Below are 21,586 nucleotides of genomic sequence, written 5' to 3' on the forward strand. Positions count from 1 at the left end.
GGCTGCTTTATAAGGAAAACAGAAAGTTCGCCTGCAAAATAGATTCGTTAAGCCCTGCTATACCTACTACGTTGCGCCAGTAGCGCCATTCGGTGCCTGCGTATACCTTGCCGGGCTTATCCCAGAAACTGCCCAGGTCTACATGGAACTGCGGCTGCGTCAGGTACTGCGTGGTGCCGGGGCCACGATCCCCGATAAAATCCATAAAGCCCCTGAAGCGAAAGCGGAGGCGCTCTGACACAGGTATAGGAATATCCCAGCTTGGCGTAAACTGGTAGGTACCGCTGTATTCGGCGCCGTGTTGTTTGTAATAGTAGGTTTCCAATTGCAGCAGTCCCTGACCAGGCAGCCAGAATTTGAAGGCTGGCCCTGCCGTGTAAACAAAGAAGTCTTCATCACCCCCAAACAGTACGTTCAGTCCCCCTCCTACCAGTACATCGCTTATCGGGCCGACGCTGAAAGCGCGGCCTGTAGCACGGCTCAGGCTCAGTTTGGGATACCACTCCAGATACAGATTCGGAGCTGCCAGACTAGCATCGTTGAAAAGATCCGCAAAGCCGAATTGCTCAAAAGGTCCCAGGTCTCCAAAATGCTCTACTGTAATGGTAGCCAGTTGACCTGACTGATTCAAGCTGCGGCCATAAAGCAATTGCACATTGGAGCCTCCTTTATAATTTACCTGCGCCAGTGCCTGGTTAGCAAAAAGGAGTAAAAGAACATATAAAAGGCACTTACTGCTGCTCGTATTCAAAAGTGTTTTTGCCATTCCGATTTACATAATGAGGTACTAAAATATCCGGTGCGACTGCAAAACTCTATTTACGGAAAGCAAACACTTTATTGTAAAAATTGAATACTAAAATTTCGACACTTTACCCTCATGTCACTATAAGTACTTCACAAATTGCTATTTATACTATTGCATTGCTATTGTTATTATCTCTAAATTTGTAGGTTACCATTATTTTACTTGTGCGATGGAGCTAAGATTCGTACATCATTGGAATTATGCGCTATGTGAGCGTGAGCACGGTATACTGGAATCTGCCATATCGCTCACTACGCAACGGCGCGACGAGTTTTTCCTGAAGCTAGCGGCTGACTTCATCGCTGTTCATACCCAGATACAGTATGTGCTCATCGGAAGCCTCAGCTCGGACCACCGTTATGTTCATACCAATGTCCTGCTGAAAAACGGCGACCTTCAGCCAAATATCAGTTACCCACTGCTACACTCTCCCTGCGATTCTGTAATTACCCAGCGATTCTGTTACTACCCCAGTAACGTGCAACACTACTTCCCGCTTGACCTCGAGTTGCAGGAACTAAACATTGAGAGCTACCTGGGCAGTATCTTCCTGACAGAAGATGGTGAACCCGTTGGCCTGATCGCTTTGATGAGTGACAAGCAATTGGACAATGCGGCCTTTGCCGAGCATCTTGTATTAGTCCTTAGCCCTGCCATTGAGGAGGAACTGATCCTACAGCGCAATAATCAACTCTAATTATCAGGTATAAAAAAACCTCTAGCTGCCTGCAACGTGCTATGCCGTTACATGCAGCTAGAGGTTTTCATTTTATCAATGACAGGTATAGCGTAATCTTAGATAGCCGGATCGTTTGGCGTGTTTGGATTATTGCGACGCTCCTGATCAGGATAAGGGTAAAAATTGCGGTTGCGCTCTGCCAGGTTATCAGGAGGTCCAGGACGATTGAATCGGCGGCTGTCTTCCCACTTCTGCCCAGTCAGGTATAGCTCCGCTGAGCGCTGCTTGTATACCTCCAGCAGCAAGGCCTCTCTTGTTACCGGACCGCTGTAGGCAGGCAATCCGGCATGCACACCAAATGGATCACCGGATGTCTGCGTACGCACCTGGTTGATCAGAGCCAGTGCTTCATCCAAAGAGCCATTGCTACGCAGCAGGGCCTCCGCTTTGATCAGTTTCATCTCGTCTGGCAGGTATACCGGGATTCTCGAAGTTTGCGTACTGAAGAAGCCAGCCAGTGTTCTAACAGGATCTCCATTTACCACATCTGTTGGTCCGGTCATATAAAAATCCAGGCGTCTGTCCCCTGCCTCAAACAGCTCTGCAGGCAACCCAAATCTATCACGTGGTCTGAAGTAACCTAAGCCGATTTCAAAGTTCGTGGCATTGAAAATTGGGTTAACACTTTGGACGTTGTAATCAAATTCAGATGTCTCTGATAGATCGACCTTATCAGCATTGGCAATGGCCGCTTCGTAGTTGCCGGCATACAGGTTATACCTGGCATTGAAGGCATAGAGAGTGTTCCTCAGGTCAAATAAAGGCCCTGTCACCTGTGCGGTAAACTCCGGCGAGGGAGGAGTAGCCTCAATCAAGGCTATGCCCTCTTCCAGATGGGCAATGGCTGCTGCTAGCAATTCCGCTCGAGGCCTGAAGGTAACATCGTCTGTCTGACTGGTTTCGGTATTTGCCTGCTCGAACGCAATGGCCAAGTTTCCCTGAGCCATGGCATTAAACAAATGCGCATGCGCCAGCACACCGCTCAGTGTACCACCTGTCAAGGTAGGTATGTCAGCGGCGTTATCTATGATTTGCTCACTCATCAGCATCGTGCGCTGCATTCTGGACCAAAGACTAAGAATATTGCCATTGAAGGTAGGCAGCGCTGTGCCACCCGCCTCCAGTTCCAACACGTTTGTGAAGGTTGCAACACCCTTAAGTTCGCGCCCGGTCACGCCAGGATACAGATAGGCAGCCTCCAATCCTGCTGTCGAGTAAAACTGCCGCAGGCCTATACTCAGACCTATAATACCCTCCCGGGAGTTCAGCACCTCCAGGTCACTGGCTGCGTTGGGGTTAGGTATGTCCAGTTCACAACTACTGACTATCAGCATAAAGCCGGACAATACCGCTGTTTTCAAATATGAGGTTATATTTTTCATATAATTATTCTTTTGAATGAAGAAGACTAGAATGACACGTTGATACCCACCGCATAGGTTCTTGGGATCGGCACTTCCACAAAGTCAAAGCCACGTACGGCATTGAGTTGACCGGCGGCATTCACTTCCGGGTCATAACCACTGTAGTCATCTATAGAAAAGAGGTTGCGGCCAGCCAAGCTCAGGCGTACATTGGGACTGCCCAGGAAAGCTGGCTTAAAATCGTACGCCACAGATATCTCACGCAGCTTTATAAAAGAACCGTCTTCTATATAATTTTCAAAAATACCGAATAAAGCGGCGGAAGTCCCTTTCGGCACCTCTCCTCGCAATTCGGGTTCATAGCCCGCCAGTCCGCCATAAAAGTCACGCTCCCCCACCCGGCGTGTGAAGTTAAATACATCAAAGCCATAAGCGGCATCAAACTGTGTGCGGAAAGACAGGCTACGGCCAATGGTAAGCTCATTTACCCATGAGCCAGTCCAGTCGGGGTTGGGGTCGCCGATCACTTTTGGTACTGTTGCACCAATAGGTTGCCCGTTTTCTGGGTTACGCCCTGCCCGCTCAGGCTGCGGCAGACCGGCAGGATTCAGCAGTAGCGTGCCATCCGGGTTGCGGGCAAAATAAGTGCTATAGAAGGCGCCGATCGGGTAGCCATCCACAGCGGCCACTTGCCCGAAACCTCCTGGAAACGTTACTACGCCTCCAGGTATGTTGTTCAGCGTATTTTTGTTTCTGGAGTAGATCAAGGTGGATGTCCATTTGAATCGCTCCGACTCCACCGGTGCGCCTGTCAGCATAAGCTCAAACCCCTTGTTGGTCATTGTGCCAACGTTGGCATACTGATTCACGAAACCTGTAGAAGGTGAGAGATTGATGAACAGCAGCAGATCTTCCACGTCCTTTCGGTAAAACGTAAATTCCAGCCCTAGCCGGCCATTCAGGAAGCTCATGTCTGCACCGATCTCTTTCTCTATCTGTCGCTCTGGTTTGATACCCTCATTACCCAGTTGCGGTGATGGTACCAGGCCCGGCAAGCCGGACAAGGCAACAGGGTTATAGTTGGTGTAACGGCCATATGCAGGTATAGCCGTCAGGTTGCCGGCCTGGCCATAAGAGGCTCTCAGTTTCAGAATCGGAATGATGTTGCCCATACCTTGCCAAAAACTCTCATTGGAGATCAGGTAGCTACCACTCACTTTCGGGTAGAACTGCCACCTGTTGTCCTTTCCGAAAATAGAAGAAACATCGTAGCGTCCAGCCCCTGTCAGGAACAAGCGGTCTCCGATGCCGAAGGTCTGCTGGGCAAAGAAGCCAAGGATGTTTACGTCGCGACGGCTCTCATCGGCAACGATGTTGGCACCCCTGGCGACTTGCACCAAGGGTGCCAGTTGAGTTGCCGTGATAGCCGTTGAATAATCCTTTTCAACCTGCGCTGTTGCTCCTGCACCTGTCGTCGACTCTAGCCAGTCAGTCAGCATAGCCCGGTAAGAAATGTTCAGGTCGTTATTCAGGCGATAAGAGGTAAGGTCTGCGCGGCGTGAAAAGCCAGCGTTGTAGGAGGGCGTAGTATTTCCTATCGGAATAAGGCCGGTGGCTATCTGTGTCGCGTTGTCATAGCCCAGTATATAATTGATGTTGAGGTTATTGATCGGGGTCAGATTTACCTGGAAATCACCGATAAATCTATTTGTCCTTTGGCGGAAGTCAAAGCGGTTGATCGCTTCCAGTGGGTTTGTTCTTCTTAGGATCGATATCGGTGCAGTAGATGGATAGACACCCTCGACAGGACGCGGATCGATATAGTTGTTACTAAAAATAAAACCCGTTAAGGCACCATAGGCTTCCGTTAGACCGCCGTTTGGTATCTCCTGGCTGGTGCTCAGCGAGTAATTGGCTCCCAATGAAACAGATAACCAGTTATTTATTGTCTGATCCACCCGCACGCGGGCTCCGGAACGCTCAAACTTCGTATTGTCGATGATCCCCTGGTTGCTGAGATAGTTGCCACTCAAAAAATACTGGGTATTGGCACTGCCACCCGACACTGACAGGTTGTTTTCTGTTCCGAAAGCTGTTCTGAAAATTAAATCCTGGTAATCATAGCGCTGCACAGGCTCCTGCGTCAAGTCATTCGGATTAGTATTGACAAATCTGAAAGGGTACTGATTATAGTCCAGTGTTTTACGCACCCGATTCACCCGAAACTGCGTGGAGGCTGTAATCTGGGGTTTGCCCTCTTTCCCGCGTTTGGTGAAAATCTGCACTACCCCGTTACTGGCACGGGAGCCATATATGGCCGCGGCCGCAGCGCCTTTAATCACTTCTATGCGCTCAATATCATTCGGATTGATATCTACGAGGCGATTTTGCGTATAGCCTCCCAGGTCGATCAGTTGCTCGGAAGTGTTGTTGATGATCACCCCATCCACGATATAGAGCGGGTCACCGGAACCCACCACCGTACTGGTGCCTCGCAGGCGTACACTAATACCACCGGCCGGGTTACCGGAGTTCTGTGTGATTTGGGCACCGGCTATTTTACCAGCCAAGGCTTGGTCTACAGAGGTAGCCACACTGTTTTCGAGGGAAGCAGCCGAAACCGTGGAGATGGCATTACCCAACTGCTTTTTACTCGTAGCTACCGAAGTACCCGTCACTACCACTTCATCCAAACCTACGATATCCTCCCGGATCTGCGCATCAACCTGCACCGTTTGCTTATCGCCGAGGGTGATAGGACGCACCTCTGGTTTAAAGCCTACAAAAGAAAATGTGAGCTGATATGCACCTGGCGGCAATGCGGCTGACAGGTTGTATACTCCATTTGCATCTGTGGCCGTGGCGATGTTGTGGTTCTGAAACTTCACCACAACGCCTGGCAGCGGTGACTTCGTGCGGGCGTCAGTTACGGTACCTGTAACGGTGTAGCGTGCACCCTGCGCAATGGCCAGCTGACAGGCAGCGACCAACAGGAAGATACACAGCAGGATAGCCTTTCCGGAGGCCTTCCCAAACAAGTAAATATTTCTCATAGTGCCTCTTAATTTGTACTGTTAATAATGTGATGTATCGATAGTGAGAATTTACTCTGGCAAACTGATCTTCCCCATCAGCACAGAAGGTACCCGCCTTTTACCCGGGCCGAAGGGTATAGGCTCTCCTACCAGGCACTCGTTGGCCAAGGTGGCAAACAATACCGCTTCTTTTGCGTCAGGAGATACCCCCAGCTCAGCCGTATTGCGGACAGTCGCACCCGGCAGCAGCTCTTTTATATTTTGTATGAGTAGCGGGTTGTGCATACCGCCGCCACTCAGGAAAATTTCAAAATCAGCGCTATCAAGTGAGCGGTTCAGCGCATCAGAAATGGCCACCGCTGAAAACCGGTTCAGACTCGCCATGACATCTTCAGGAGACAGGTGTTCGGTATCAGACCTGCGCTGCGCTGCGGCCAGGTATGAGAGGTTGAACAACTCAGGGCCGGTTGTTTTAGGAAAGTCCTGCTCAAAGAATGGATGGTAAAGCAGGGCTGCCACCAACGCAGAATTATACTTCCCTTTTAAAGCAATGGCTGAATCTGCGTCATAGTAGGTGCCAGGGAATTGCTGCTGCACATAAGCGTCCATCAGCGTGTTGCCAGGTCCTACATCGGTAGAGAAAATACGGCCTGTTTCCAGATCGCCTGGCAAAAACGTGAAGTTGGCTATCCCGCCAATGTTGAGCATGATCCGGTTCTGGTGCTCTTTTGAGAAAAGCAGGTAGTCACCGTAGACAGCCAGCGGCGCTCCTTCCCCTCCTGCAGCCACGTGTTTCTGCCGGAAATCACTCAGGGTAATCACCCCTGTGCCCATCGCGATGTGGTCGCCATCCCCGATCTGCAGCGTAGCGTCCGGCATACCTGCCACGCCATGCAGCGAAGCTGGTGCGTGATAGATGGTTTGCCCATGACTGGCAATCGCATCCACTTCCCCGGCTCCCACTTCCCACTCCTGCAAACTTTGGTTGATCAGGTCAGCATGGAAGCGTCCGATGTAGGCATTCAGCAGGCAGACACGCTCCAGGTCTACCTCCCGCTTTGAGAAGATCGCTTTCACTTCTTTTTTAAAGGTATCATCGTAAGGCATCGTCACAAATTCCCGCAGTTTCATGCGGGTTTGCGTGCCGTGACCCTCAAATTCACAGAGTGCAATATCAAGTCCGTCAAGTGAAGTACCTGACATGAGACCAATGATGGTTCTTTTCTCTTTACTGGCGACTTTGAAAAGTCTCGCTAGCATTTTATTCATAATAAATTAGATAGGGTGAAACCACTAAACAAAAGAACCATAGGTTCTTCATACGAAATCTATAAAGTATGGGTAATATAGATACAGGCGAATTTCCGCATAATCATGCAGAAATTCACAAGAAGGTTGTATTAAGGCTGGCTTAATTAGCTGCGAACGATGCGGCCATCCTCCATTTCGATGATGCGGTGGCTGTTTTCGGCAAACTCAGTGTCGTGGGTAACAATAAGCAGGGTCTGGTTGTGCTCCTCTGTGAGTTCTTTAAAAATATTAAAAACAATGTCGCTGTTGCGTTTGTCGAGGTTGCCGGTAGGCTCATCGCCCATGATAATGTGCGGGTCGTTGATGAGGGAACGGGCAATGGCTACCCGCTGTTTTTCGCCGCCAGAAATACGGTATGCCGACTGCTTGGCCAGGTGGTCTATCCCAAGCATTTTAAGTCGCTCCATGGCACGGTGCTCTATCTCCTGCTCACTATATCTACCCAGTTTCAGGCCGGGCAGCATCACGTTACGCAGCACCGTGAACTCATTGAGCAGGTAGTGAAACTGAAATACAAAACCGATCTTCTCGTTTCGGATGCGGGCCAGTTCAGGGTCCGGGCGGCCAGACATCAGTTCTTTGTCGATGTAAAGTTCCCCAGTATAATCGGTATCCATAGTGGAGAGAATGTACAGGAGCGTGGACTTGCCGCAACCTGACTTCCCGATCACGGACACAAACTCCCCTTTGTTGACGGTAAACGTGATATCCCGGAGCACTTGTACAGTCACAGGGTCATGGAACGCCTTGTTGACTCCTCTTGCTTCAAGTATGACTTGCTGCATGTTTTCTTCGCTGCTGTTCATTGCTATACCTATTTGCCTCGGATGATTTCAACCGGATCCACTTTGCTTGCCTTGCGGGCCGGGAAGAAACCGGCAAAATAGGTGGTGATCAGCGAGAAAGATCCGCCTATGAAATAATAAAGTGGATCGTAGTTTACCGGAAAAGTCTTTATGGTAGGCAATGCGGAGGTGTTGAATGGAATGCTATCAATAATTGCAGAAAATATGAAGCCGAACAGCAAGCCCATCGTCCCTCCAAAAAAACCAATGCTCATCGCAATCACCAGAAAAACCAGGTTTACATCCCGACCTGAAAAACCCGTGGCCTTGAGTATCGCAATGGAGTCCATCTTTTCGTAGATCATCATGTTGAGAATATTGAAAATGCCGAACCCTGCTACGATCAACAGGGTGACACCCACAGCGTAAGAGATCATCGAACGCACACTGCTACCGGTCTCAAACTGTGCATTGGCCGTTTGTATGTCTTCTGCATCAACCTGAAATAGCTTGGCGTATTCATGCGCGACGGCTGGAGCCTGCTCCAGATCGTGTAGCTTCACCTGGATGTCAGTCATGTAGTTGGCCGGTTTGCCCAGCAGCTTTTGGGTGGTCGCAATGGAGGCATAGCTCTGCACCTTGTCATATTCCTGTATACCTGACTGAAAATAGCCGACCACTTTCAGAGGAAATCGCTCCCCCTGCGCCGTCGTCACCTGCACTACGTCACCTATATCGGCTACCAGTATTTCGGCCAAACCTTTGCCCAGTATGATGCTGTTGGCCACGTTCTTCGCATCGATGGCATTGCCGGAGGTCACGTATTCCTGGAAATTGAACAAACGACTTTCCTCCTCCACATCCACACCGTTGATCACACCAGTGATATCGATCGTACCCTCGTTGAAAAACACCTGTGCCATGAGTTTTGGAGTCGCGCCCAGTACCCGCTTGTCCGCTTTTACGGCCTGTAGAATTGGTCCGCTGTTGTAGATCTCCTGCCGGGTGATGCCCGCTTTCACAGAGCTGACAAAATTGTAAGAGTCCTTGTACTGTTCCGCTACATTGACGGGTTGGTTCTCGCTGGGCTTGATCTCGTTGTAAAGGCGCACATGCGGCGTACGGTTGAGTATCAGGCTGTCGAGCATGTCGTTGAGACCGTTCATAAAACCAAGCAGCGTCACAAACATGGCGATGCTGAAGGTTACGCCCACGGCAGCCACCAGCGTTTGCCGCCAGCGTGCCAGCAACATGGATTTTGCAATGCTGATGATCAGTTTAAAATTCATCGCTAGGGCTTCACGATCACATCTTCACTTGACAAACCTTCTACTATCTCTACCTTCTGGTAGTCCTTCAGGCCGGTCTTCACGGGCACTCGTTCGTCTTTGCTCTTGAGCACATAGCCGCCATCCACCAGATATTCGCGGGGGATGGTGAGGGCATTCTTTTTAGCCTGGATGATGATGTTGGCTTCTGTGGTCAGGTTAGGGTATAGGGCATCGGGCATGGTCACAAATTCAGCCTCTACCGTAAAGGAGCGGGTACGCTCGTTCATGGCCGGGTTGACCTTGGTGATGCGCCCCTCAAACACCTGCCCCCGGTAACTGTCGAGGTTGAGCAGCACCTGTTGGCCCGGCTTGATGCGGGCTATGTCGTACTCGTCTACCTGCAGTTCCAGTATAAACTCGTTTGCATCTCCTACCACGGCAATGGGTACCTGCGGACTCACCAGTTCTCCTTTTTCGCGCAGCACGCTGTATACCTTGCCATTGGTTTCGCTTTTCACGGCATAGTCGTCGCTCACGGTTTCGCTTATCTGCAGGTTCTTCTGCGATTGGCGGGCGGCAAAGGCCAGTTGCTTTCTAAGGTCGCTGTAGCGAAGGCGGGCTGAACGGTATGCTGTCTGTGAGTTTTTATAGGCCAGTTCGCGTTGCTCCAGTTCTACTTTGGTGCCGATCTGGTTGGCCCACAGGTTGCGCTGCCGCACCAGCAACAGAGAGTCGTTTTGCATGCGGCTGCGTGCCAGATCGATGGCTTCCTGCAATTCAGCCAGCTTCTCGGCATTGGCACCTACGCGGGCGTATTCGGCAGCCAGCCGAGCGTTTTCGGTGTTCAGTCGGGCGGCGTCGTTGTTGATCCGAACCAATGTCTCTCCCTGCCGGATGGTGTCCCCTTCTGTTACGAATATCTCTTCTATGATGCCACTCACCACCGGGTATACCTGGTATTGGTTGCGGCTCTTCACTACGCCGGAGGCATACACGGCTTCCGAAATATCCTCTACAGTAGGTTGGGTGGTTTCCTTTTCACCACCGCAGGAGGCGAGGAAGACCAGCAGAAAAGCCAGTTGAAAATATCGTTTCATCGGCATGATTCTTCTAACGTCACAAACATAGATTCAGGTGGTCTTACACGTATACAGTGGGCCATTGCCCAGCCCCGGTTAACTCACCTGCAGCCGATATTACCGGCCTTGTGGTACGCTCCAAATGTAATGCATTCAGCACTTCCATGTATCCTGAGGCGACAGTTTTATGTAAAAAAACTCAAGAGAATCTGTAAACTATTTTCACCACATAGACTTCACCAACTGCATTGCCCTTATTAGCAGAAAGTGAACTAGAAACCGGCCGCTGCATCATCTCCTCTCGGATCTGCTCCTCCTTCCAGACGACCATCCGGGCGCACCAGTATACCTGCGGCTCTGCCAATTCCTCCTGATTTGGGAGCTATCCGGTGCCCTCGCCACCACATCTTCAACCCTGTACCAAATCCCAGCGCGCCCCATTCACACAGTATCCAGTCGGGTTTCCACTGGTGATGAAAGCGGCCGGCATTGACTGCTCCCTGCATCGGCATGCCATGTACGGTTACGTTCAGGATGATCTGGTAAACAGTAGTGATGATAGTGGAGCCGCCCATGCTCCCGATGATCAGGTGGAGTTTGCCGTCTTTTTCCAGTATGGCAGGCGTCATAGAACTGAGCATGCGTTTGCCCGGTGCTATGGCATTGGCCTCCCCGCCTACTAGTCCATAGCTGTTCGGGAAACCCGGCTTGACACTGAAATCATCCATCTCGTTATTAAGCAGAAATCCCGCTCCAGCCACAAACACTTTGGAGCCGAAACTACTGTTTAGTGTTGTGGTAACTGAAATGGCGTTTCCCTGCGAATCAACAATGGAATAGTGCGTGGTATTGGGGCTTTCGGGGGGAGCGGGCACACCGGCCAAAACAGCATCGCTGTCTGTCGCCCTGTCCAGCGACACATCCTGCATTCGGCTACGGATATAAGCCGTGTCCAGAAGGCCTGCCACCGGCACTTCGTAAAAGTCCGGATCACCCAGGTGCCGGGCCCGGTCAGCGTATATTCTTCGCTCGGCCTCCACCATCAGGTGTGCTGTCTGTGCAGAATTCCAGCCCCAGTCTTTCAGGGGATAATCTTGTGCGATGTGTAGCAGTTGAAGCAAGGCTATACCTCCGCTGGAAGGAGGCGGCATGGAAATCACATGATAGTCACCGACTTGCCCTGCCAGGGGTTTACGCCAGACAGCGCTGTAGGCTGCCAGATCGGCTTTGGAAATAATGCCCCCACCACGCTGCATCTCCGCCTCGATCAGCTCAGCCGTCTCCCCTTCATAAAAACCTGCTCTGCCCTGATCCCGGATCCGCTCTAAGGTATAGGCTAAGTCTGTCAACCGGAGGCTATCCCCTTCCCGCCAGCGGTTCTGGAGGATGAACTCCGGTCGCAGGGTGTTGTATTTTATAAAATCGCTTCGTTCATCGTTTAGCTTCTTTGCCTCCTTCCGGGTTAGGGGAAAGCCTGTGGCGGCTAACTCTACTGCGGGCTGCACCAATTCGGCCCAGGGCATGCTGCCATACTTTTCGTGCAGCTTGACCATACCGTCCACTGTGCCGGGTACTCCAGGAGCCAGGTGCCCCTTGAAGCTCAACTCTGTTATGACATTTCCCTGCGCATCCAGGTACATGTCGCGATGGGCTTTGCCCGGTGCTTTCTCCCGATAGTCCAGCGCATCCACGGCCCCATCCTGCTGTCGAAGTACCAGGAATCCACCGCCTCCAATGTTCCCCGCATCAGGGTATACCACTGCCAGGGCAAATTGCACCGCCACTGCCGCATCCACGGCATTGCCGCCGCGCCGCAGGATGTCAGCCCCCACGTCAGAAGCCAGCGGATGCGCTGTCACCACCATGGCATTTTCAGTAACTAGTCCGGTTTCGTTTGTATCCCATCCCGTGCAGCCCGAAATACCAATGATCACGAGCAACAGGGTAATTCTGATGAATGTCAAGCCTGCTTTTCTTTAGTCCTAGAAATGAATCCTACTCTTTACCCGATTGCAGTCCTTCAGGTTTTAAATGCAGGAAGGGCTATCGGCTATGAGGATCGATTATCTCTGGCTACGGCAGGCGCATCCGAACCGTATCCCTGTATTGCCGTTTTATTTACATATCCTGAATTTAAACTATGGTATTCAAACATCCGCCCATATTACACAATGAACAAGGCAAGCTGCGTAAAGTGGGTTTTGAGCTGGAATATACTAACCTGAGCGTTGAGGACTCTGCACGGCTGGTACAGGAGCTGTATGGGGGAACCGTGCAAAAAGAAAACCGCTTCAAGCAGCTGGTAACCGGTACGGAGCTTGGTGATTTCACGATTGAGTTTGACCTGACGCTGCTCACAGAGAAACGCTATAAAAAGGTGTTTGAAACCTTCAACCTGCATATCGAAGACATCAAAATTGGAAATGGCACCCTGGAAGATGAAGTAGAGGAAACGCTCGGCAATTTGATAGGTAAAGTGTTCCCCAACGAGATCGCCTGTCCCCCGATCCCCTGCACACAGCTTGACAAGCTGGAAAGGCTGCGGGATGCCCTTTTCCAGCACCATGCTGAGGGAACAAATGCCTTCCCTACGAATGCCTTTGGCACCCACATCAATGTGGAGGTTCCCGAATTGGACATTGACACACTGCTTGCTTACCTGCGGGCTTTCCTGCTGCTGTACCCCTGGCTACTGGAAGAAGGACGAACCGACTTCGCCCGGCAGATCAGTCCCTTTATCGCCCCTTACCCGGCTGACTATGTGGACTTGGTGCTTAACCCGGACTATGCACCCGATCTGGATGGGTTTATTATCGATTACCATACCTATAACCCGGACCGGAACCGCCCGCTGGACCTCTATCCCTTACTGGTCTACCTCCGAAGTGATATGCTGGCGCAGTATACCAGACTTGGTAAAGTAAAGGCACGCAAAGCCTTCCATTACAGGCTCCCCAACAGCTCGGTCTCACAACCTGACTGGACCCTGGCGCAGGAATGGAACAATTGGGTGCGGATTGAGGAGCTGGCAACGGACAGGTCTACCCTTGCTCATATGAGCAAAGAGTACCGCTACCTGAAGACCCACACCTTACTGGGTTTTGAAACCAAATGGACAAATAGAATAAAGGAATGGCTATCCTAAGATCTGAAAATAAAATACACCGAGGCAGACCGACCATCGGCATCACAGGGCCTGACAAAGGTGGTGGAGCCGCCTGGTTTTTCACGGCACTTTCGGTATTGCTGGCCGGCGGCAGACCGGTACGCATTACGCCCTCCAGGCCCCGCACCGCGGACGGTTTGCAGGGATTGATCATAGGAGGAGGCGCTGATGTGGACCCCTCCATTTATGAGCAGGAACATGTGATGGATGAGTACTTACGCCGCACCCTGCAACATCCCCGAAAGAACATTTTCCAGCGGGTAGGTCGCTTTGTGAGTTGGGTTTACTACCCGGCCGTGTTCCTGCTCCGCAAATTGCTTAGTCGCAAACTGAGCTTCGGGCTGGACCGTGCCCGCGACCACCTCGAGCTGCAGCTGCTGGACCAGGCTGTACAAAAGAACCTGCCCGTGATGGGGATCTGCCGGGGGGCTCAACTGATGAACGTGTATTTCCGGGGTACCCTTTACCAGGACATCAACACGTTTTACCTTGAAGAGCCCAATCCGGCCAGTGTGTTTCCGGTGAAAAAAGTGCATATAAAAGCAGGCAGCAAATTGGCTGATGTGTTAGGAACCCAGCGGCTCAGAGTGAATGCACTGCACAATCAGGCGGTAAAAGAAGCAGGAGAATCCGTGAATATTGTCGCCCGTGAGCCCAACAAGGTTGTACAAGGTATAGAGCATCAGGAGCAGGAGTTCATGATCGGTGTACAATGGCATCCGGAGTACTTGCCGCAGAGTCGCTCACACCGTCGGCTATTCAAAGGACTGGTGCAGCAGGCAAGGCTCGTCAATCAGCAAATCGAGGAAAATGACCTGCAGACATCTCTGTCACAACCTGCGCTGGAGGCCGAAAAACAGTTAAAACAGCAAACTGACGAAACACAACAGTAAAACTAACTACCCCTCCAGAGTTTTCTGCAGGTATAGCGCCTCGTTTTTGAACCGTACCAACGCCAGTATCACAGCCTGCTCGTAGAGCTGTGTTCTGTCTACCGCATTGTCGGTGAGCAGCCCGATAGCACCGGATGCCTGCTTTGAATTGGATTTCCTGAACACCAGGTCATCCGCTTCCCCAAGTTCCATCCCCTTCTCTACCAGATCGGCTACAATGCCGGGCAGGTAAAAAGAAGCTGATCGCGCCTTGCCTATACCTTTAGCCGAGCGCACCACCACCCAGGCAAAAGCAGCCAGTTCGTCATCATGCGACTCCACACCGCCTTCTATACCTATCCAGTAATCAGCATCCGGATGTGCCGCGTGCGCCTTGTTTACCCTGTTCAGGGCGCCAGTCATGGTTTCCTCGTCTGTCATGGGCTGGTCAGCTACGCCAGAGGGCACTGACACAGGTATGGCCTCGAAGTGCAGCGCAGGAAACATGTTGCGGAAGCCACCAAGGGCAGCAGCTACTTTTACCGGGTTGCGTGACGCGACCACTACAGTATGTTGGGGTTTGCTCATCAGGTATAGGACTTAGTCAATGCAAAGAAAGGGAAGCGACTGCAGAAGTAAAAGCCCATAGACTCGATCTGGCTCAGCCCGCTTCAAAACCAATGTACCTACACTTTTTTTACTTATAATTTGGAATTCTTAAAATCTGCCCCCAACTTTGTATCCGTAAAGTCAATATACCTACACCGTATTTGATTTATAAAGAAGAAGGGAGAGAACAGGCTCTGTGAACTTCTAGCAACCAGTGAACCACACCAGGTGCTAATTCCTGCCTAAAGCATTTAGGGGATATAAATTTTTAAACATGAACAATTCAGCGAACACCCTTACTGGTTCACTTATCAACCGAAGCATCCCAGCTTCATTCGGTTCATCATTTTCATTCGCTTCTTATACCTGTTGTTGCTGTTGTTGCTAACACAGCTGCGAAGGTCTCCACTATTTTAAGTTAGACTTTATCGTCTCCCTGCGCAGCTCACAGGGATAGCGCTGCCCTATGCACTCGCTGCATCTCGGGCCCTGCTTTGTCATACCCTTTCCTGCATTTTTAGGGTCTTACTCCCTGTGTCTCATCATTTTCCTCACCTTGCCTGAGCGGGGTGCCTGGTACCATTTTGTCAACAATTCACACTTAATATATATACTTATGTCAGCCTATTCATCAGATAAAACAATAGCTATTTTTCACGAACACCAGGAATGGTTCCGTCCCTTGTTCAACGAACTTGAGGCACGCGGCATACCTTACGAGCGCCAGGATGCAGCCGCGCATACCTATGATCTGGCCTCGCCGGAGCAAAACTACAGCCTGGTATTCAACCGCATGAGCCCATCAGCTTACCTGCGCAATAACCAACAGGGCATCTTCTATACCTTGAACCTGCTTGCTCACCTCGAGGCAAAAGGTGTAACAGTGATCAACGGTCACAAAGCTTTCCTCTACGAAACATCCAAAGCGCTGCAGCTCACGCTACTCGAAAAACTGGGCCTGCCCTACCCGAAATCGCGTGTGATCAACCATGCTTCGCAGGCGGTAAAAGCAGCGGAAGGACTGCGCTACCCAATCGTGGTAAAAGCCAATATCGGAGGCAGTGGTGCCGGCATCGTGCGCTATGATTCACCGGAAGAACTGGCGCTTGCTGTTACCACCGGCCAGGTGGAGCTGGGCATCGACCACACGGCGCTGGTGCAGGAGTTTATACCTGCCCGCGGTGGCCATATAAACCGCGTAGAGACCCTGGGCGGCAAGTACCTCTATGCCATCAAGGTATACACCACAGGTGAGAGCTTCAACCTCTGCCCTGCCGATATCTGCCAGACCACTTCCGGCAAAGAGCTGGTACGCAATGCCTGCGCCATCGACGCACCGAAGAACGGTATGCGTGTAGAAGCCTTCACCCCGGAGCAGGAAGTGATCGATGCTATCGAGCGGATCATGCAGGAGGCAGGTATAGATGTAGGTGGCATCGAGTATACCATCGACGACCGCGATGGACAGATCTACTACTATGACGTGAATGCGCTGTCAAACTTCGTGGCAGATGCCGTTAACGTGATCGGCTTCAACCCGCATGCCCGTCTGGTGGACTTCCTGGAGAAAAAGGCGCAACTGAAAAGAGAGGAGGTATAAGCATGGAATTCGGATATTGGTTACCGGTATTCGGCGGCTGGTTACGCAACGTCGACAACGAGAACATGGCCCCGAACTGGGACTATGTCAAAAAACTGGCGCAACGCAGCGAGGACTGGGGTTACAGCCTCTCCCTCATTGCAGAGCTATACCTGAACGACATCAAAGGTGAAGAAGCCCCCTCCCTGGAAGCCTGGTCTACCGCGGCGGCTTTAGCAGCTGTGACCGAGCAATTGGAGATCATGGTGGCCGTGCGCCCCACTTTCCATAACCCGGCCATACTGGCCAAGCAGGCGGCCAACATCGCCCAGATCAGCGGCGACCGCCTGTCGCTGAACGTAGTATCGTCGTGGTGGAAAGACGAGGCGACCAAGTACGGACTCCAGTTTGAGCAGCACGATGACCGCTACGCCCGCACCAAAGAGTGGCTCGATGTCGTGACTGGCGTGTGGGAGCAGGACCACTTCTCTTACCAGGGCAACTACTACCAGGTAGAAGACAATGTGCTACAGCCAAAACCAACCAAAAAGCCCTTTCTCTATGCCGGCGGTGAGTCGGAAGCGGCCAAAACGCTTATCAGTCAGCAGTGCGACGGCTATGTGATGCACGGCGACTCACCGGAACTGATCGGAAAGCGCATCGACGAGATGAAACGCCGCCGCGAAGCCAGGGGCCTCCCTCCTATGAAGTTCGGTGTGGCCGCTTACAGTATCGTGCGTGACTCGGAGCAGGAAGTGAAACGGGAACTTGACCGCATTACCCATGTGAAGGAGTCAGCAGCCGGCTTCAAGAACATGGAACAGTGGGTGTCGGGCACACAACTCGAGCGCCAGCTATCCCTGCAGGACTACTCGGTTTCAAACCGTGGTTTGCGTTCGGGTTTGCTGGGTACGCCGGCGCAGGTACAGGACCGCATCGCGGAGTTTGAGGCCGTAGGCGTGGATTTCTTCCTGTTGCAGTGCAGTCCGCAACTCGAGGAGATGGAGCGTTTCTCTGAAGCTATTATACAGCAAGTGGTCGCTTAAGCATAGCACCCTACCTAATACTAACAGCAACCTAAACTTACCTAACCTTTGGATCCCTGTCGCTTTCTGAGTGGCAGGGATTTTATAGTATATAGCATTTTAAACAGTGACCCTCGTCATTATTTTATTGAGATGCCCTTCCGAGATTTGCGTTATAAGAATAAGGTGCTCACTCTAAATTTTGAAAAAATGACAGCAGATTCACAAAAACAGTTTTCAGGCAAAGTAGCGCTCGTAACCGGAGGCTCATCTGGTATAGGAAAGTCAACTGCACTGCAATATGCCCGCGAAGGCGCCCAGGTGGTTGTATCTGACATACACGAGGAACCGGGCAGGCAGGTAGTGCAGGAAATAGAACAACTTGGCGGGCAGGCTGTTTTTGTGCTGGGCGACGTATCAAAACCCGAAGACTGCGAGCGCATGGTGCAGCAAGCCGTGGAGAAATTCGGCCGGCTGGATATCGCCTTCAACAACGCAGGTATAGGCGGTGAAGCCAACCCGATTGCCGAAATGAGCATCGAAGGGTGGAACAAAGTGATCAGCGTGAACCTGAGCAGTGTGTTCTATTGCATGCACTTTCAGATCCGGCAGATGCTGCAAAACGGCGGCGGGGCCATCGTGAACAACTCATCTATCCTTGGTCAAGTGGGCTTTGCTAATTCAGCTGCTTATGTGGCGGCCAAGCACGGCGTCGTGGGGTTGACCAAAAACGGAGGCATCGAGTATGCTGCACAAGGTATACGGGTCAACGCCATTGGTCCGGCCTTTATCAAAACTCCCTTGCTGACCGATGCCGGCATGACCGAAGACGTGCTGCAATACCTGACTACCAAGCACCCGATCGGCCGTTTGGGCGAGCCCGAGGAAGTTGCCGAGCTGGTTATCTGGCTGAGTTCTGATAAAGCTTCGTTCGTCACAGGATCGTACTACGCTGTAGACGGCGCCTACCTGACGCAGTAAACACCCGTATTACCTACAGAATACCACCTTCTTCCGTAATTCAGATACTCACCTTGTATTGGAATTAATGTTATCTGCGAGCGCCTTGCATCCGCAGGTATAAACGACAACATCAAACTGATATGAGTGTAACAGAAGAGAAAAGAGTAAGCACAAGTCCCCTGAAACCTGGCCAGCATCCTGACTGGCATAGCCTGGAGGCACAGGAAGCGCTTGATTTGCTGGAGGTATCACCCAAGAAGGGACTGACTGATGAAGAGGTGCAAAAGCGGCAGGAACAGTACGGTCGCAATGTGATGACGCCCAAAAAGCAGCAGAGCGCTTTTGTACGGTTCATGTTGCAGTTTCACCAACCCCTGATTTATATCCTGCTTGCCGCTACGGTAGTTACCTTTCTGCTGGATGAGTACATCGACTCAGCCGTGATCTTTGGGGTGGTGTTTATAAACGCGATCATTGGGTACATACAGGAGTCAAAGGCCCTGGCTGCGATCGATGCACTGTCACGCAGCATGACGGCGAAGGCGCAGGTGATCCGCAATGGCAAAAAGCAACACATCAATGCGCAGGAGCTGGTACCCGGCGATATCGTGCAGGTGCAGTCGGGCGACAAGTTTCCGGCCGATGTCAGGTTGACGCAGGTGCGCGACATCAAGGTAGACGAATCAGCGCTGACCGGCGAGTCTGTGGCTGTGGAGAAAAACGCTGCGGCTGTGGCTGCGGACGACGTGCTGGGTGACCGCTTTTCGATGGGCTTTGCCTCCACCGTCGTCACCTACGGGCAGGCCACCGGTGTGGTCGTGGCTATAGGCGATAAAACCGAGGTGGGCAAGATACAGGAGTCGATCTCGAGTGCGCAGACCCTTGAAACCCCGCTTACCAAAAAGATCAAGGAGTTCAGTCACCTGCTGCTCTGGGTTATTCTGGGGCTGGCAGCGGCAGTGTTTGTTGTAGAAACCATGCGCGGGGCTGACTGGGGCGATACCTTTATGGTGGCGGTGGCATTAGCTGTAGGAGCTATACCGGAAGGCTTGCCGGTGGCAGTGACCATCATGCTGGCGCTCGGCGTTTCCAAAATGGCCAAACGCAGGGCCATCATCCGAAAACTGGTAGCCGTGGAAACTTTGGGCAGCACCAACGTGATCTGCTCAGATAAAACCGGTACGCTCACCGAAAACCAAATGACCGTGCAGCAGATCGTGGCCGGTGACAAGGTATACGCCGTGAGTGGCCTGGGCTATCGACCGGAAGGCCGGATACAGGAAAATGAGCAACAGGCTGACCTGAGCACCAATAAGGCACTGGAGCAACTCCTGATCGCGGGCTTGCTATGCAACGACAGCTCCGTGAAAGAGAAGGAAGGCCAATGGACCATTGAGGGTGATCCGACGGAGGGAGCCCTGGTGGTTTCTGCCCAAAAAGCCGGATTTGAACGCAGCAAACTGGAGCAGGACATGCCCCGCAAAGATGCGATCCCTTTCGAGTCGGAGCATCAGTATATGGCGACGCTGCATGAAGGCGAACGCCGTGTCATCTACCTGAAAGGTTCCGTGGAAGCTGTGCTGGAAAGAAGCGAAAGCATGCTATTGCCTGATGGCGAAGCGGGGCGACTGGATGAGGAAAGCATCAACAATCAAGTCGAGCAGATGGCCGGTGAAGGACTGCGTGTGCTGGCCTTCGGGATGGCAGAAGCAGATGGACTGGATAGCATAGACCACGACAAGACTCGCTCCGGCTTGGTGTTTATTGGTTTGCAGGGCATGATCGACCCGCCGCGCAAGGAGGCCGTGGAGGCAGTGAAACTATGCCAGCAGGCAGGTATAGATGTGAAGATGATCACGGGTGACCATGCTGCCACAGCGGCTGCCATCGCCAGCCAGATCGGATTGGAAGGTGCTCGGGAGCATGGTAAGCTCAAGGCCATCACCGGAAAGGAACTACAGCAGATCGAGGATAAGGAACTGGAGGATATCGCCGAAAACACGGCTGTGTTTGCCCGTGTGGCCCCGGATCAAAAACTGCGTTTGGTGAAAGCCCTGCAGGCACGCGACCACGTGGTAGCCATGACAGGTGATGGTGTAAACGACGGTCCCGCTCTGAAGCAGGCCAACATTGGTATTGCCATGGGAATCACCGGAACCGACGTAGCCAAAGACGCCTCCGACATGGTACTCACCGACGACAACTTTTCATCTATTGAGGGAGCCGTTGAGGAAGGCCGCAGCGTGTTTGATAACCTGACCAAGTTCATCGTCTGGACGCTACCTACCAACCTGGGTGAGGGCATGGTGATTCTGGCCGCTGTGATCTTAGGCACTCAACTGCCGGTGCAGCCAGTGCAATTGCTTTGGATTAACATGACTACTGCCGTGCTGCTTGGCCTTACGCTGGCCTTCGAGCCGAAGGAGCCGGGCATCATGGATCGTCCGCCGCGCCCGTCCAACGAGCCTATCCTCACGAAAGACCTTGTTATGCGGACCCTGCTGGTGGGTACGATCCTCCTGATCGCGGCCTTTGGCCTATACCTGTATGAGCGCCGCATACTGGGTACTGATGTAGCAGAGGCGCGTACGGTGGCAACCACGGTGTTTGTGGTGCTGGAATCTTTCTACCTGCTAAGTTGCCGCTCCCTGGTGCGTCCTATGCGTGAGATCGGTTTCTTTAGCAACCTGTGGGTGTATTATGGCATTGCCGCGATGTTCTTCTTTCAGGCCCTGTTCATTTACCTCCCGATCATGAACACGCTGTTCGGCTCTGCACCGCTGGATTTAATGCAGGTATTGCGCATTTTTGGTGCTGGTGTTGTGTTGCTGGTCATTGTGACTATTGAGAAAACCATCCGCTTCAGTATCAACAGACGAAAGGAAAAAACGGCGGCCAAAAATTAGGCCGCCGCTCTACTTAAAGTCAAAGCTTTTGAAGACCGTAGTTAGCATTGGGATCGTACTGGTTTGTATATACC

16 protein-coding genes and 1 riboswitch are annotated in these 21,586 nt (G+C 51.9%); of the genes, 7 read left to right on the forward strand and 9 right to left on the reverse strand.

What is annotated here, in order from left to right:
* Window positions 1–7 precede the first annotated feature (7 nt).
* Entirely contained in the window at window positions 8–766 is a 759-nt protein-coding gene (locus tag AC5FX6_RS06840) for a hypothetical protein (protein ID WP_493596279.1), read from the reverse strand.
* 211 nt (window positions 767–977) lie between these two features.
* On the opposite strand from AC5FX6_RS06840, the gene AC5FX6_RS06845 reads away from it, so the two are divergent.
* Window positions 978–1,505, forward strand: a complete 528-nt coding sequence (locus AC5FX6_RS06845) for a hypothetical protein (protein ID WP_493596280.1) — start codon at window positions 978–980, stop codon at window positions 1,503–1,505.
* 98 nt (window positions 1,506–1,603) lie between these two features.
* On the opposite strand, the gene AC5FX6_RS06850 is transcribed toward AC5FX6_RS06845, so the two are convergent.
* The 7 genes from AC5FX6_RS06850 to ggt all read right to left on the reverse strand — a co-directional run bounded on the left by AC5FX6_RS06850 (window position 1,604) and on the right by ggt (window position 12,257).
* A complete protein-coding gene (locus AC5FX6_RS06850) occupies window positions 1,604–2,908 on the reverse strand; it encodes a RagB/SusD family nutrient uptake outer membrane protein (RefSeq protein ID WP_493596281.1) in 1,305 nt (434 codons plus the stop codon).
* Window positions 2,909–2,955: 47 nt separating this feature from the next.
* Complete coding sequence (locus AC5FX6_RS06855) at window positions 2,956–5,964, reverse strand: SusC/RagA family TonB-linked outer membrane protein (RefSeq protein WP_493596282.1); 3,009 nt, start codon at window positions 5,962–5,964, stop codon at window positions 2,956–2,958.
* 51 nt (window positions 5,965–6,015) lie between these two features.
* Window positions 6,016–7,215: an anhydro-N-acetylmuramic acid kinase gene (locus AC5FX6_RS06860; RefSeq protein WP_493596283.1), complete on the reverse strand. Its 1,200-nt coding sequence runs from the start codon at window positions 7,213–7,215 to the stop codon at window positions 6,016–6,018.
* Window positions 7,216–7,361: 146 nt separating this feature from the next.
* The gene (locus tag AC5FX6_RS06865) at window positions 7,362–8,042 is read right to left on the reverse strand and encodes an ABC transporter ATP-binding protein (RefSeq protein ID WP_493596647.1); all 681 of its coding nucleotides are present in this window, start codon (window positions 8,040–8,042) and stop codon (window positions 7,362–7,364) included.
* 29 nt (window positions 8,043–8,071) lie between these two features.
* Entirely contained in the window at window positions 8,072–9,331 is a 1,260-nt protein-coding gene (locus AC5FX6_RS06870) for an ABC transporter permease (RefSeq protein WP_493596284.1), read from the reverse strand.
* Between the two features lie 2 nt (window positions 9,332–9,333).
* Window positions 9,334–10,410 (reverse strand): efflux RND transporter periplasmic adaptor subunit, encoded by a 1,077-nt coding sequence (locus AC5FX6_RS06875; RefSeq protein WP_493596285.1) that lies wholly within the window; start codon window positions 10,408–10,410, stop codon window positions 9,334–9,336.
* A 254-nt stretch (window positions 10,411–10,664) separates the two neighbouring features.
* Complete coding sequence (gene ggt / locus AC5FX6_RS06880) at window positions 10,665–12,257, reverse strand: gamma-glutamyltransferase (protein WP_493596648.1); 1,593 nt, start codon at window positions 12,255–12,257, stop codon at window positions 10,665–10,667.
* A 275-nt stretch (window positions 12,258–12,532) separates the two neighbouring features.
* Here ggt and AC5FX6_RS06885 point away from each other — a divergent pair, with 275 nt between their 5' ends.
* Both AC5FX6_RS06885 and AC5FX6_RS06890 read left to right on the forward strand, forming a co-directional pair.
* Window positions 12,533–13,537, forward strand: a complete 1,005-nt coding sequence (locus AC5FX6_RS06885; RefSeq protein WP_493596286.1) for an amidoligase family protein — start codon at window positions 12,533–12,535, stop codon at window positions 13,535–13,537.
* Window positions 13,525–14,451, forward strand: coding sequence for a gamma-glutamyl-gamma-aminobutyrate hydrolase family protein (locus AC5FX6_RS06890; RefSeq protein ID WP_493596287.1), 927 nt, complete (start codon window positions 13,525–13,527; stop codon window positions 14,449–14,451). The genes AC5FX6_RS06885 and AC5FX6_RS06890 overlap by 13 nt, the downstream gene beginning before the upstream one ends.
* 6 nt (window positions 14,452–14,457) lie before the next feature.
* Here the strand turns inward: AC5FX6_RS06890 and yjjX are convergent, their stop codons facing one another.
* On the reverse strand, window positions 14,458–15,018 hold the full coding sequence (gene yjjX / locus AC5FX6_RS06895; RefSeq protein WP_493596288.1) for an inosine/xanthosine triphosphatase: 561 nt from the start codon (window positions 15,016–15,018) through the stop codon (window positions 14,458–14,460).
* Between the two features lie 184 nt (window positions 15,019–15,202).
* Window positions 15,203–15,306: riboswitch (SAM riboswitch) on the forward strand.
* 349 nt (window positions 15,307–15,655) lie between these two features.
* Between yjjX and AC5FX6_RS06900 the strand changes: the two genes are divergently transcribed.
* The 4 genes from AC5FX6_RS06900 to AC5FX6_RS06915 all read left to right on the forward strand — a co-directional run bounded on the left by AC5FX6_RS06900 (window position 15,656) and on the right by AC5FX6_RS06915 (window position 21,512).
* Window positions 15,656–16,639, forward strand: coding sequence for an ATP-grasp domain-containing protein (locus tag AC5FX6_RS06900; RefSeq protein WP_493596289.1), 984 nt, complete (start codon window positions 15,656–15,658; stop codon window positions 16,637–16,639).
* 2 nt (window positions 16,640–16,641) lie between these two features.
* On the forward strand, window positions 16,642–17,664 hold the full coding sequence (locus AC5FX6_RS06905) for an LLM class flavin-dependent oxidoreductase (RefSeq protein ID WP_493596290.1): 1,023 nt from the start codon (window positions 16,642–16,644) through the stop codon (window positions 17,662–17,664).
* Window positions 17,665–17,853: 189 nt separating this feature from the next.
* Window positions 17,854–18,624 carry an SDR family NAD(P)-dependent oxidoreductase gene (locus AC5FX6_RS06910; RefSeq protein ID WP_493596291.1) on the forward strand — a complete coding sequence of 257 codons (771 nt, stop codon included), beginning with the start codon at window positions 17,854–17,856 and terminating at the stop codon, window positions 18,622–18,624.
* A gap of 122 nt (window positions 18,625–18,746) precedes the next feature.
* Window positions 18,747–21,512, forward strand: coding sequence for a cation-transporting P-type ATPase (locus tag AC5FX6_RS06915; RefSeq protein WP_493596292.1), 2,766 nt, complete (start codon window positions 18,747–18,749; stop codon window positions 21,510–21,512).
* Window positions 21,513–21,586 lie beyond the last annotated feature (74 nt).

It is taken from the genome of Pontibacter sp. LHS2, assembly GCF_058932845.1.

Coding starts and splice junctions, on each gene's coding strand:
- yjjX (WP_493596288.1), bottom strand. CDS start 15,018: ATGAGCAAACCCCAACATACTGTAGTGGTCGCGTCACGCAACCCGGTA.
- AC5FX6_RS06865 (WP_493596647.1), bottom strand. CDS start 8,042: ATGCAGCAAGTCATACTTGAAGCAAGAGGAGTCAACAAGGCGTTCCAT.
- AC5FX6_RS06900 (WP_493596289.1), top strand. CDS start 15,656: ATGTCAGCCTATTCATCAGATAAAACAATAGCTATTTTTCACGAACAC.
- AC5FX6_RS06890 (WP_493596287.1), top strand. CDS start 13,525: ATGGCTATCCTAAGATCTGAAAATAAAATACACCGAGGCAGACCGACC.
- AC5FX6_RS06885 (WP_493596286.1), top strand. CDS start 12,533: ATGGTATTCAAACATCCGCCCATATTACACAATGAACAAGGCAAGCTG.
- AC5FX6_RS06845 (WP_493596280.1), top strand. CDS start 978: ATGGAGCTAAGATTCGTACATCATTGGAATTATGCGCTATGTGAGCGT.
- AC5FX6_RS06905 (WP_493596290.1), top strand. CDS start 16,642: ATGGAATTCGGATATTGGTTACCGGTATTCGGCGGCTGGTTACGCAAC.
- AC5FX6_RS06855 (WP_493596282.1), bottom strand. CDS start 5,964: ATGAGAAATATTTACTTGTTTGGGAAGGCCTCCGGAAAGGCTATCCTG.
- AC5FX6_RS06840 (WP_493596279.1), bottom strand. CDS start 766: ATGGCAAAAACACTTTTGAATACGAGCAGCAGTAAGTGCCTTTTATAT.
- AC5FX6_RS06860 (WP_493596283.1), bottom strand. CDS start 7,215: ATGAATAAAATGCTAGCGAGACTTTTCAAAGTCGCCAGTAAAGAGAAA.
- AC5FX6_RS06870 (WP_493596284.1), bottom strand. CDS start 9,331: ATGAATTTTAAACTGATCATCAGCATTGCAAAATCCATGTTGCTGGCA.
- AC5FX6_RS06875 (WP_493596285.1), bottom strand. CDS start 10,410: ATGAAACGATATTTTCAACTGGCTTTTCTGCTGGTCTTCCTCGCCTCC.
- ggt (WP_493596648.1), bottom strand. CDS start 12,257: ATGGTGGTGACAGCGCATCCGCTGGCTTCTGACGTGGGGGCTGACATC.
- AC5FX6_RS06915 (WP_493596292.1), top strand. CDS start 18,747: ATGAGTGTAACAGAAGAGAAAAGAGTAAGCACAAGTCCCCTGAAACCT.
- AC5FX6_RS06910 (WP_493596291.1), top strand. CDS start 17,854: ATGACAGCAGATTCACAAAAACAGTTTTCAGGCAAAGTAGCGCTCGTA.